Here is a 12,282-nt window from a genome sequence, read left to right on the forward strand (position 1 = left end):
CCCCGGGGTGGCGCGGTCAGGTCGGAGGGGGAGCCCCGCCCGACCGCGTACCCACACGGAGCGTCGCGCGCCGCTCAGTCGTCGTAAAAAACGATCTCTGGTATGTCCGTGGCGTACCATCCGCCGTCCGCCGTGCGTTCCAGTGGCAACGACGTCGAGTCCACCCCGGATCGTGTCATCTCTCGCCCAGCGCCACGGGCAGCGCGCAATGGAGGGGGTTGGAGGCCACCGGCGTATCGCTTTGAGCGCGGCCAAGGGTCCTCTCATCGGGTCCGGTGGCGCCGGACAGCCAGGGTGGTGCCGAGACCATGGCAAGACGAGCAGTTCCGTGGACGCTCGCCCATGCAGGCACGGCACTGCCGGTAGGTGTTCCCGGAGTTGATGTTACGGCGAGGCATGGTGGTTCCCTTCCTAATCGAGCCCCATTGGGATACCCGAGGTTCCGTTGGTGGCATGGCGACGCTGATAGTCAGCGGAGAACGCCGCCCATTCCGGGGATAGCTCCCCGTCGCCCAGACGGACGGGGATGGGAATGTCGGCGGCAATATCAAGGCCGGATTCGGTGTGTTGACCGAGTAGCGGGACCGGCATGCCAGCCGGAGCCGGGTAGTCACGGGCAAGCCCGTCGATCACATCATCGTCGATGTATTCCGCGCGGACCCGCAACGGTTCCCGGGTGCCTTCCAGTTTGACGTAGCCGACCCCGGGAAGGCTTTCCGGGATCAGGTCGCAGTAGGCGCCCCGGGCGCGCATCTTGTCCCCGAGGACCATATCGACCTGCTGCGGTTCATCGAGCCGCATCGCGATGCGGGTCGGGAACAGATTCCGGTAAGGAACCACCTCCTTGGACGGATCTTGCAATGCGACCATCAGACCCACACCCGGAGCCCGGCCCTGAGAAGCGAGGATCTGCACCGCGTTATCCGCCCGTCCCTGGAGTTTCTTGTTCGTCACATACGCCGTGATGAACGCGAATTCGTCGACGAGAACCAGCACAAACGGCGTGTCCACCGTCGGAGTCAACCGGCGGGTCACGCCTTTCAACCGGGCGGCACGATCCCGGGTGAACTCCGCCGCATCCTCGAGGAGCTCCACCATCGCGCCCAGGTGGCTGTCCTCGTAGCGGGTGAACAGCGCACGGCCTGGGAACAGTTCCATCCCGCCCTTCGGGTCGATCGCCCACACCTGCACCAGACCGGCAGCGATAGCCGGACCCAGCCGGAGCAGAGTCGACCAGATGACCGACCCCTTCCCCGCACCGGTCGCACCCGCGACGAACACATGCGTGCCGAGCAGACGCAGCAGCCACAGCGCGCCGTCCTCCCGCCGGCCGATCGGCAACGCGGTCAGGTCCACCGCGCCAGCCGAGGCAGGAACCGGCAACTTCGACATCGGCCGGGTGAACGGATCCCGGCGGGTCACGTCCAACCACACGTAACCCGGCTTGTGGGTCCGTACCCGCACGTTCTGACTTCCCAGCGCGTGCGCCAGCGACTCGGAGGCATCCGCGAGATGATCCGGTTTCTGGCCGACGCGCAGCTTGACCAGCAGCGCATCACGGTAGTCGTTTGATCGGACTTTCCGCAGACCAGGCCAGACCAGCACATCCCCATCCACCACGGCCAGGTCGTGACGGGCCATGAGCCCCCGCCAGCGCGGAGCGTAGCGAACCCAACGCGCCCACCACGAGCGCAGCGGACGCCCTAACCACCGGGCGTAGCTAGACGGGCAGGCCAGCCGCCAGACCAGCGCGGCCACGGTCAGCACCGCCAGCGCCAGCGCGGGCAGCACCCATCCCACCCGGTCGACCAGCAGCAACGCGGCAAACAGACTGAACGACGTACGCGGGAAACGGGCGATCACCCGGGCGACCGCGACCCCCACCCGGCCCACCAGACGCAGACCGACCCGCCCGGCCGTATCACCCGGACGCACCAGCGGATGCCTACGCGTGTCCCGGTTCACCGGAACGGACCGCGACAGGTCCGCGAGCCGTACCCTCATGGTTCACCTCCCTCCCACGTTCCAGATAGGCGGCGTAGGCGCGGGGATTACGGTCGTACCAGGCTTCCGCGCACACCTTGTGAACAGCCACACCATCCGGAGAACGGCACAGAGCCGGACGCCGGCACAGCACACACGGCTCCGGATCCCCCACATCACCGCGAGGGAAATACCTACCCGTTCCCCAATCCAAAAGCGGCATCAGCCCCGACGCCGACGCCGACGCGGCTCAAGCTGGATAGGTTCGGCCGCTTCCCGGGCACGCACCAGCGGAATCGAGAACGGCCCAGGAACCGGCGGAACCGGCGCAGCCTCCCCACCGAACGGCAACGGCATCTGATCAGACGACTGCCGACGAGACCGTCGGGCCATCAGCTACCACCCCGCTCACGGCGCGCGGCACGCACGCTTCCGTTCCGAGTGACATGGCCATGCGCCACCCGATCATGCGTTTCCTTCTGCCCGCGCATGTCCGCCCGCGAACGAGTCGGCCGCGAGCTCAGCCCACACACCTCACACGTGTAGGAATACAACTCGGTCATCACCGGGAACCCTTCCGATAGACAGGACGCTGCACCCGACGAGCCGGCACCGCGCACGACGGGCAACGAGAATGCCGACACACCATCATCAGCCCACACGGGCAGATGAACATACGACGGCAAGAAGAACAGGTACGAGAAGCCATCGGACATGCACCCTTCCGAAAGCAACCAGCGCACCGGCCGGTTGCAACAGCCGGATAGTCGGCTAGGAATCAGCGTTAAGAGCGGACCGGTAGGCATCGTAAGCCGCCTCATAATCCGCGTACCGAGCGTGCGCGGCAGCAGCCAGACGCTGATACTCATCGAACGCCTCAGCCGCACGATCACGGGCAGCCGCGTACACGAGCCACGCCCGATCCTCCGCCCGACACAAGTCGTCCACGGACACGGTTCCACGAAGCGATCGTGTGGTAGACATGAGAGTGTCCCATTCCTGTCGCAGGGAGATGGACAACAGACATACCCGGGGTGCGGGAGGAGCGGGCAAACTCAGACCCGCACCCCGGGTACGTCGACCCGTACCAGCTAGGAAAGACGCCGGTACTCAGACCACGCCGCATGCTCCACATCCCGAGCTACACGGACCCCCGCCTCAGCGCAGCCATTCCGACGACGCGCGTCCGCGTCCACGCGAGCCCGATTCGACCGGGCCAACGCCGCCGCCCGCTGAATATCCCTATTCGAATGCATGCGAAATACACCTTCCTGTCGCGAGAAATGCAGAACAGCTCAGGCGCGCGTAGGAACGGGCAGATCAGAGCACGCGCCCAGAACGAGAACGTCAGAGACCGCGACGCCGCCGCTCAGCCCTGACATCAGCGGCAATATCGTCGTACCACTCCTCAAGAGCGTAATCCCCACAATCCCCCGCACGGTCGCCACGCCGCCGCGCTACCCGCTCAACTGCAACCAGATCATCGGCGCTCATGTCCCGCAGAACAGCCGGAGCATCATCCGAGCTCCAATCAGCGATCACGCCACGGCGCATCTCCGACCGGGATGTATTCTGTCCACCCGGATTCATAACCTCGGAATTAACCCTCCAAGAATTGAACGGCATGGCTACGCCGCCGCCTTCCCGGACCGCACGCTCGCCACCATCGGGGCGCGCATCCCCCGAGCACGCAGGCTGTAACCCACCCGGGGCGTCTTCCGCGACTGATCAACATACGCGGTGACCGTCAGCCCGTCGAACTCCACCGGACGAAACGGCGTACCCGCGAGCGTGTCCGGTGGGACCGGCTGCACCTCAGCCGCAATCTTCACCTTCACCTCAGCCTGACCGGCCCGCAGATCCGGCGCCGCGTCCAGCACCCGCACCAGCCACACCCGGGCACCGGTCTCCTTGTCCCGAACCTGTGGATCAGACAGACCCGCCTTCACCGCATCGAAGTCGCGGTCAGCCTCCACACCCAGCACAAACGCCCCGTGCGGGAACACGTCCCCGAAGCTCACGGGAATCCTCATCGGCACAGCCATGATCGAGATCCCTTCACTCTGGACGTCTCTGGTCTGGACGTCCCCTGGTGTAGACCAGTATAGCTGGTACTGGACCAGTTGGCAACCAGGGTGAGTAGGGCCTAGTGAGCAGGCAGTTCGTAGCTCAGCACGTACCGGTCCGCTGCCAACACCGTGTCGCAGACCTCGACAGGAAGCCCCTCAAGATCAATTGCGATGCGCACCAACGCCAGAACCGGCGTACCCGGAATCAAGCGAAGTGTCCGACGCTCCCCATCAGTCGGCATCCGCGCAGAGACTTCCTCCGTGAAGTGGCCGAGCTGGTGACCCTTTTCCTCGATACGGGCATAGATTCCACCAGGACCGGGATTCTTTTCAACCATCGGAGTGTCGACAGCGATCACCCACGGGATATAAGACGTTGCAATCTCCATTGGCTCACCATCAGCCAGATAGAGTCGATGCCGAACGAGGACCGTTTCGCCCGCCTCGATTTTTAGCAATTTCGCAATTTCCGGTGGGCAGGGCCGAGGTTCGACGCTCAACACATCGACGCTCGGCCGACGCCCTTCGCCCTCTAGCTCAGCGAGATAGGCAGCCTTTCCCATACGGCGATGCTGGCGGGCGAAACGGTCGCTAGCCAGACGCCGGACCGGCGGACGCTTACGCACAAAAGCGCCCCGGCCGTGCTCAACCTCAATCCGTCCTTCTTGAATGAGTTCTTCGAGTGCTTGCCGAATTGTATTACGACTTACACCGTACGTAACGGTCAGGTCACGTTCACTCGGCAGCTTATTTCCCGCAGCAAGGTCGCCAGTCTCGATTGACGCACGCAAATGATCTGCGATCTGCCGGTAAACGGCCCGATCACTCATTGGATCAATGCGAGCATCCACAGCCTGAGTCTCCTATACTGGTCTAGTCCTGTGAACCAGTGTACCGGAGGGCTCATCCTATGAGCGAGACCACCCCGCGCCACTCCGTCAGCGTAGCCGCTGCTATCACAGACGAGTCCGGCAAAATTCTCCTAATTCAGAGACGTGACAACCAGCATTGGGAGCCACCCGGTGGAGTACTTGAATTGGGTGAGGCGATCGAAGATGGTCTTCTTCGGGAGGTCGAAGAAGAGACCGGTCTTCTCGTTGAAGTAGAGAGACTCACTGGCGTCTACAAGAACATGAAGATTGGCGTCGTGGCGCTTTTCTTTCGATGCCGAGTTGCGGGTGGAAGTGAACGCACCGGCGACGAGACTTCTAAGCTTCGGTGGATCAAACTCTCCGCCGTCAGCAAGTACATGGACGAGGCTTACGCGATTCGTGTCGCCGACGCGATGCAGACGGGCCCGCCCGCCGTACGCGCACACGATGGGAAATTCCTGCTACCCGCATAGGTGTGCCAACTTTCCTTACTTCTTCAAGGCGGGCCCTCCGGGCCCGCAGGAGCCCCGCGCCGCACACGCCACGCCGAACAGGGCCCCAGGTGGCTCGCCGCGCAGCACGGGGCCCCGCCTCCCTCCGGTCGGCACCCCATGGCGCGTCGGCCACCACCCCATTCGGCGCGTCGGAACGTCGCAGAGCACCGAGTGAACCCGACGAACATCACGTGACGATCGAGCCGGAGGCACGGACTCACAGGACAACTCCCACACGTCGAGCGTCACGGACGACCGCGTGTCCCCGGTGCCCCCTGGTACACGAGCGTTCCACGCGATCTTGAAAAGCTGCCATCGACGATGAGAAGCGACGGAAGGCGGAACCCCTGGTACCAAAGGACTTTCGGGCTATCCATCGAGGTCAACGGCACCCGGATCGGCCTTCCGCTTCAACGTCTGATCAGGGGCCGTTCCCGTGTGATGAGAAGCACCTACCGCGTGGCGGCATGCCTGTTGAGGCCGCGGCCGTTCAGCCAGATCACGCGAAGCACGGTGATAATGATTCACCTGTCTTCAATGGTATAGACGATGAGTCCCCAGCCGTCACCGAAGGTTGCTATCCACTGATTGTCACGTTTTAGGCAGTCATCAGACCGCGCGTGACGGGCGCGGATGGCCGGGCGGGTACCAGATTTCGGCGATCGCGGTCGGATCGCCGGCGGCAATGCGGCGTCGGTCCTCGTCGATGCCGGCCTGGATCTCCGGGTTGGCGCAAAGCACGGCCTGAGGCCACCAGCGGTCAATGACCCGGTGCGGCGGCGCCAGGTCAAGGGCGTCGTCGGCCTCGACAGCCGCCGCGTGGAACTTGGCTTCGAACTCGGCACGATGGTCAGGCCTGAGCGCGGCCCGGACCGCCGGACCGGTGCGCTCAACCCGGTTGCGTACCCCGTACGAGGGGATCGTGACATCCGCACTCATGAGATTGGTTCTCGCCCGGCGCAGCCTCCCGACCGCTATGGCCGGACCGCGAAGGAATACGAGTCCGGAAGTAGCTTTGGGATCAACGTCCGCCTCTACAGCGAGGCTGTGGCCGCGGCCTGAAGATCTCCGGCGGCCGTGGTCACCGCGCTAAACGAGCTGCCGGGTGCCCCGGGTGGCCGCGGCGACGATCGCCTCGGCCGGTCCTCGCACCCCGCTCGCCCGCCAGGCGGTGGCAACGGTCAGGGCTACGGCCGCCTGGAGCAGAAAGGACGGCGTCGGATCCGCGGGGAGGAAGGACGCGGACATCACGATCACGTGGGTGCAGTAGAGGGTCAGTGTCATCGATCCGACGGCGACGAGCGGGATCAGCATCAGGGGCGGCAGCAGCCGGCTCAGGAGCAGGACGAACCCGAGCAGGGCGACCGCGGCCGCGCCGGTGTGCAGCAGATCGACGGGCGTGGACGAGTGCGGGGTGTCGACGGCCAGCCACCACCAGGTGTTCGTCGGGGTGCTGCCGTACAGCCCGGCGTCGAGGATGGACCGCACCGGCAGCGGCCCGACTCCCGCGACCTCGACGGGATCGACGGATTCGAGTGCGGCCATGCCCGCGGCGTGCCGGAGCAGGGCCCAGGAGACCAGCGACGCCGCCGCGGCGATCGTGCCACCCCCCGCGAGCAGGGCGGCGGCGACCCGCGTGGACCGTAGATCCAGCCGGCCGACCGTGAGTCCCACGCAGAGGTACCCGAGCCAGGCAAGCGCCGGATAGAAGCCGGTGAAGCCCATCTCCAGAGTCAGGTTCACCGGGTGGGTGAACGCCCGGCCGAAGGTCGGGTCGGCAAGGGTCGGGGGCGGCAGATGGTCCCGGCTGAGGAGGCCCGCGGCCGGGACGACCGCGAACGCCAGCACCGTGACGACGACCAGCGCTCCGACCGGAGCCCGCAGCAGCGGCACGGCCAGGATGAACATCAGCGCGTAGTAACAGAGGATCACCGCGATGCCGGAGTGGGTGTAGCCGAGGGCGAGGCCGATCGTCCCGATGCAGACCGCTCGTGCCACGGTCGACGCGCGCGCCTGTGGCGCCGGCAGCCGGCCGGTCGACAGCGCCAGCGCCACCCCGGCGAGTACCGCGAAGGCCGCCGAGGCCCGGCCGGCGGCGAGCAGATGCGCGGGGGTCCCCGCCCCATCATCCCCGACCGCGGGATAGATGTGCGTCGCGACCATGCCGATCAGGGCGAGGCCCCGCGCCGCGTCGACTCCGCGTAGGCGGCTTTCCCCGCCGGCCTGCGGGTGACGGGGCTGAAGCATCGCGGGCACGCCCTTCAGACTGGTCTCCGGGCAGAGGTGGGTTTCATCCGGCCCGCCGGGAGCGTTCCCGGGCCGACGCGGGCACCGCGACCGTGGCTCGGCAGTCAACGACCGATGAGTGGCGAGGAGAGGAGGATGGCGTGATCTGCCATCTGGTGGGCCGGTCCGAGTGGGCGGCCGGGGCTGACGGGTACCGCCCGGCGAGCCTGGCATCCGAGGGGTTCATCCATTTCTCCGCCCCGGAGCAGGCCGTGGCCACCGCGAACCGGTACTACGCCGGGCGTGCGGACCTGCTGCTGGTCGTCGTCAACCCGGAGCGGCTGAGCGCGGAGCTGCGCTGGGAGCCGCCGGCGCCCGTGGCGCCCGCCGGCCAGGCGCCCGCGGGGGGCACGCCCGCGCCAGGGGAGCTCTTCCCGCATCTCTACGGGAGGATCGACACCGCAGCGGTGACGATCGTCGTACCGTTCCCGCCTGATCCGGATGGTGTCTTCCGGGTGCTGCCCAGTCTCTGGTGATCTCCACGTCTGTTCGGTACGAGACGTCTGTTCGGTACGAGCGCTCAGTACGAGACGCCGGCAGAGCGCAGGATCTGTGAGATCCTGCGGGCCAGGGCCACGTCCAGTTCGGTGACGCCGCCGACCGAGTGGGTCCAGACCGTGAAGGTCGTTGTTCCCGGGCCCCGCTCGACGACCGGATGATGGTTGATCGCGTCCGCTGCCTGCATGACCTCGGCCACGATCGCGTCGGCCTCGTCCCCGTCCAGCATGATCTCCAACTGGATCCGGTCGGCGTCGCCGATCCAGCCGGGTAGTGCCGCCAGCGCCCCGGCGACTTCGGTGGTGTCCAGTCTGCTCGGCATACCGATTTCCTCCGGCTGGTGATTCTCTGATTCTCTGGCTTGGATTCTCTGGCTTGCGGTCCGCGTCCCGCTGCTGGGCGAGCCGTCCTGGTGGAGCCACCCGAAAGGGTCATCAGACACGATCCGCCGGGAACGGATCCACGGCTGGCCGGACTCTGGGAGAGTCCGGCACCATGAACGCGGATGTGGAGGGCTTGGATGCCCTCCCTTCTACCCATGGACGACGGCGTGGAACACCTGAGGACCGGGACGGCACCGACTCCCCGGTGGTGAAGGGACGTCTGGTCGTTGCCGTCGCGCTGCTCGACGATGATCGCCGGGTGCTGGCCGCCCGGCGCCGGGAACCGCATCCCTACGCCGGGATGTGGGAGTTTCCGGGCGGCAAGGTCGAGCCCGGCGAGCACGAGCTCGACGCGCTCGTCCGGGAGTGCCGGGAGGAGCTCGACGTCGAGATCGAGGTCGGTCCGCCGCTCGGTGAGGTCGGGCTGTCCAGCCCCGGATGGGTGCTGCGGGTGTGGCTCGGCCGGGTGACGCGCCGGCAGCCCCGGCTCGTCGAACATGACGAGCTGCTCTGGCTCGGCGTGGCCGAACTGGACGATGTCCGGTGGATGCCGGCCGACGGTCCCCTGGTGGCGGAGTTGCGCCGCATGCTGTCGACTCCCGGATCGCTCTTCTGAAGGTCGACTCTTCTGAAGGCCGGCGACGGGAGGTCGCGGATCGGTGAAGCCCCGGACCGGTGAAGCTCGTTGTGGCCGAGGCGTCCGTGCCATGGGTGCACCCGTACCATGAGTGGCGGTGCGACCGTTGCCGGTGTACGCGTGACGGGCAGATCGTCGTGCCGCGGCGCCGACACCATGGCGGACACTCGCCAGAACGTTCGCGTCACCGGTTCATGCGTTACCGTCGTTTCATGCGGTGACGTCGTCGTTGTTGCGGGGTCGCGAACCCCATGTCCGCCCCGGAGCGCATCACCGTGTCTCTTCGTGCCGATCTTCGAAACGTGGCAATCATCGCCCACGTCGACCACGGCAAGACCACCCTCGTCGACGCCATGCTGCGCCAGTCCGGCGCGTTCGGCGAGCATGCCGAGCTCACCGACCGCGTGATGGACTCGATGGACCTGGAGCGCGAGAAGGGCATCACGATTCTCGCGAAGAACACCGCGGTCCGTTACGGCGACATCACGATCAACATCGTTGACACGCCCGGTCACGCCGACTTCGGCGGTGAGGTCGAGCGCGGCCTGTCGATGGTCGACGGCGTCCTGCTGCTCGTGGACGCGAGCGAGGGCCCGCTGCCCCAGACGCGCTTCGTCCTGCGCAAGGCGCTCGCGGCGCGGCTGCCGGTGGTGCTCGTCATCAACAAGGTGGATCGGTCGGACGCCCGGATCGCCGAGGTGGTTGACGAGACCTACGAGCTCTTCCTCGACCTCGACGCCGACGAGGACCAGATCGACTTCCCGATCGTCTACTGCAACGCGAAGGCGGGTCGTGCCTCCACCACCCGCCCGGCCGACGGGGTGAGCCCGGACTCACCCGATCTCAAGCCGCTGTTCGACCTTCTGCTGGAGACCGTGCCGGCGCCGTCGTTTGATCCTGACTCGCCGCTGCAAGCCCTGGTCACCAACCTCGACGCGTCCCCGTACCTCGGCCGGCTCGCGCTGTGCCGGGTGCACAACGGCACGATCAAGCGTGGTCAGCCGGCGACGCTGTGCCGGGCCGACGGCAGCCAGCAGCGCGTCAAGATCAGCGAGATGCTGATGACGCAGGCGCTTGAGCGGGTACCGGCGGAGTCGGCCGGGCCGGGCGACATCATCGCCATCGCCGGCATCCCCGACATCACGATCGGGGAGACCCTCGCCGACGCCGATGATCCCCGGACGCTGCCGGTTATCACCGTCGACGAACCGTCCATCAGCATGACGATCGGCATCAACACCTCCCCGCTCGCCGGCCGTTCCGGCAAGAAGCTGACGGCGCGGCTGGTCAAGAACCGGCTGGACGCCGAGCTCGTCGGCAACGTGTCGATCCGGGTCCTGCCCACCGAGCGGCCGGACACCTGGGAGGTGCAGGGCCGCGGGGAGCTGCAGCTCGCCGTGCTTGTCGAGCTGATGCGGCGCGAGGACTTCGAGCTGACCGTCGGCAAGCCGCAGGTCGTCACCCGCACTGTCGACGGTAAGGTCCACGAGCCGGTGGAGCGCCTCACCATCGACGCGCCCGAGGAGTTCCTCGGCACGCTGACCCAGCTGCTCGCGCTGCGCAAGGGCCGGGTCGAGCAGATGGTCAACCACGGCACCGGCTGGATCCGGCTGGAGTACCTGGTCCCGGCCCGCGGGCTGATCGGGTTCCGGACCGAGTTCCTCACCGAGACTCGGGGTACCGGGCTGCTGCACCACGTCTTCGACCGGTACGAGCCCTGGTTCGGGGAGCTGCGCACCCGGGCGACAGGCTCCATGGTCGCCGACCGCAGCGGGGTGGCGACCGCGTACGCCCTGTTCAACCTCCAGGAACGCGGCACGATGTTCGTCGGGCCGACGACCGAGGTCTACGAGGGCATGATCGTGGGTGAGAACTCCCGGGCGGACGACATGGACGTCAACCCGACCAAGGAAAAGAAGCTCACCAACATGCGTTCATCCACCGGCGACGAGCTGGTCCGGCTCACCCCGCACCGGATACTCACCCTTGAGCAGGCGCTGGAGTTCTGCCGCGAGGACGAGTGCGTGGAGGTCACCCCGGGCTTCGTGCGTCTGCGCAAGGTGGCGCTGACCGCAGCCGAGCGCGAGAAGATCCGCTCCCGCCGCCGAGTCTGAGCGGTCCCCAGATTGCGGCAAAGCTACCCGTAGGGTCGTCAATGTGACGACAGCTACCCCATCATCACCCTCTACTGCGCCACTTCCCACCCGGCGGGCGATGTTCGTGCACGCCCACCCCGATGACGAGGTGATCTCGACGGGGATCGCGCTTGCCTCGTACGCCGCCTCCCCCGACACCCACGTCACCCTCGTGACGTGCACGTTGGGGGAGGAGGGGGAGGTACTGGTGCCCGAGCTGATCCATCTGCGGGCGGATCGGGGCGACCAGCTCGGTGGCTACCGGATCGGCGAGCTGGCCGGTGCCTGTGCCGCGCTCGGCATCACCGACCAGCGCTTTCTTGGCGGTCCCGGGCGTTGGCGGGACAGCGGGATGATCGGCACCCCCGCCAACGACCATCCCCGCTGCCTGTGGCGGGCGGACCTGGACGAGGCCGCGGCGGAGCTGGTGCGGATCGTGCGCGAGGTCCGGCCGCAGGTGCTCGTCAGCTACGACGCCCGTGGTGGTTACGGGCACCCCGATCACATTCGGGCCCACGAACTCACCCGGCGGGCCTTCACCGACGCCGCCGACCCGTCCTTCGCCCCGCAGGCCGGTCCGGTCTGGCAGGTCGCCAAGCGCTACGAGACGGCGCTGGCGCGATCGAGCGCCGTCGCGGGCTTCGAGTACTTCCGCGATTCCGCCGCTGAGAGCAACCCGTTCGCGGGTCTGAAGTCCGTGGACGAGCTGGGGGTGACGCTTGTCGACGATGCGGACATCACGACCGAGCTCTCCGCTCCCCACTTCTTCGAGGCGAAGATCGCAGCCATGCGGTCGCACCGGACGCAGATGAGCGTTGACGGGTTCTTTTTCGCGCTCGCCGACGGCATCGGCCAGCGAGCCTGGAGTGTCGAGCACTTCGTGCTGGCCGAGGGCGCCCGGGGGCCGGGGGACGGTCCGGAGGGG

General features: G+C 66.9%; 11 protein-coding genes. 5 read left to right on the top strand and 6 right to left on the bottom strand.

What is annotated here, in order from left to right; translation table 11 throughout:
• Positions 1 to 411: 411 nt before the first annotated feature.
• The 3 genes from AC08ON_RS10470 to AC08ON_RS10480 all read right to left on the bottom strand — a co-directional run bounded on the left by AC08ON_RS10470 (position 412) and on the right by AC08ON_RS10480 (position 4,903).
• The gene (locus AC08ON_RS10470) at positions 412 to 2,004 is read right to left on the bottom strand and encodes an FtsK/SpoIIIE domain-containing protein (protein WP_476606400.1); all 1,593 of its coding nucleotides are present in this window, start codon (positions 2,002 to 2,004) and stop codon (positions 412 to 414) included.
• Positions 2,005 to 3,611: 1,607 nt separating this feature from the next.
• A complete protein-coding gene (locus tag AC08ON_RS10475) occupies positions 3,612 to 4,028 on the bottom strand; it encodes a plasmid replication, integration and excision activator (RefSeq protein ID WP_476606399.1) in 417 nt (138 codons plus the stop codon).
• 101 nt (positions 4,029 to 4,129) lie between these two features.
• On the bottom strand, positions 4,130 to 4,903 hold the full coding sequence (locus AC08ON_RS10480; protein WP_476606398.1) for a GntR family transcriptional regulator: 774 nt from the start codon (positions 4,901 to 4,903) through the stop codon (positions 4,130 to 4,132).
• 59 nt (positions 4,904 to 4,962) lie between these two features.
• On the opposite strand from AC08ON_RS10480, the gene AC08ON_RS10485 reads away from it, so the two are divergent.
• A complete protein-coding gene (locus tag AC08ON_RS10485; RefSeq protein ID WP_476606397.1) occupies positions 4,963 to 5,397 on the top strand; it encodes an NUDIX hydrolase in 435 nt (144 codons plus the stop codon).
• A 630-nt stretch (positions 5,398 to 6,027) separates the two neighbouring features.
• Here AC08ON_RS10485 and AC08ON_RS10490 read toward each other — a convergent pair.
• Both AC08ON_RS10490 and AC08ON_RS10495 read right to left on the bottom strand, forming a co-directional pair.
• Positions 6,028 to 6,357 (bottom strand): DUF6247 family protein, encoded by a 330-nt coding sequence (locus tag AC08ON_RS10490; RefSeq protein ID WP_476606396.1) that lies wholly within the window; start codon positions 6,355 to 6,357, stop codon positions 6,028 to 6,030.
• Between the two features lie 150 nt (positions 6,358 to 6,507).
• Entirely contained in the window at positions 6,508 to 7,665 is a 1,158-nt protein-coding gene (locus AC08ON_RS10495) for a heparan-alpha-glucosaminide N-acetyltransferase domain-containing protein (RefSeq protein ID WP_476606395.1), read from the bottom strand.
• 140 nt (positions 7,666 to 7,805) lie between these two features.
• Here AC08ON_RS10495 and AC08ON_RS10500 point away from each other — a divergent pair, with 140 nt between their 5' ends.
• Positions 7,806 to 8,180, top strand: coding sequence for a DUF952 domain-containing protein (locus tag AC08ON_RS10500; protein WP_476606394.1), 375 nt, complete (start codon positions 7,806 to 7,808; stop codon positions 8,178 to 8,180).
• 44 nt (positions 8,181 to 8,224) lie between these two features.
• On the opposite strand, the gene AC08ON_RS10505 is transcribed toward AC08ON_RS10500, so the two are convergent.
• The gene (locus AC08ON_RS10505) at positions 8,225 to 8,524 is read right to left on the bottom strand and encodes a 4a-hydroxytetrahydrobiopterin dehydratase (protein WP_476606393.1); all 300 of its coding nucleotides are present in this window, start codon (positions 8,522 to 8,524) and stop codon (positions 8,225 to 8,227) included.
• 173 nt (positions 8,525 to 8,697) lie between these two features.
• Between AC08ON_RS10505 and AC08ON_RS10510 the strand changes: the two genes are divergently transcribed.
• The 3 genes from AC08ON_RS10510 to mshB all read left to right on the top strand — a co-directional run.
• Positions 8,698 to 9,201: a (deoxy)nucleoside triphosphate pyrophosphohydrolase gene (locus AC08ON_RS10510; protein WP_476616865.1), complete on the top strand. Its 504-nt coding sequence runs from the start codon at positions 8,698 to 8,700 to the stop codon at positions 9,199 to 9,201.
• Positions 9,202 to 9,497: 296 nt separating this feature from the next.
• Positions 9,498 to 11,336, top strand: coding sequence for a translational GTPase TypA (typA, locus tag AC08ON_RS10515; RefSeq protein WP_476616866.1), 1,839 nt, complete (start codon positions 9,498 to 9,500; stop codon positions 11,334 to 11,336).
• A 100-nt stretch (positions 11,337 to 11,436) separates the two neighbouring features.
• Positions 11,437 to 12,282, top strand: an 846-nt coding sequence (gene mshB / locus AC08ON_RS10520; RefSeq protein ID WP_476616867.1) for an N-acetyl-1-D-myo-inositol-2-amino-2-deoxy-alpha-D-glucopyranoside deacetylase, incomplete at its 3' end; no start/stop codon positions are given.

This window comes from Frankia sp. CoWAU3 (genome assembly GCF_977971855.1).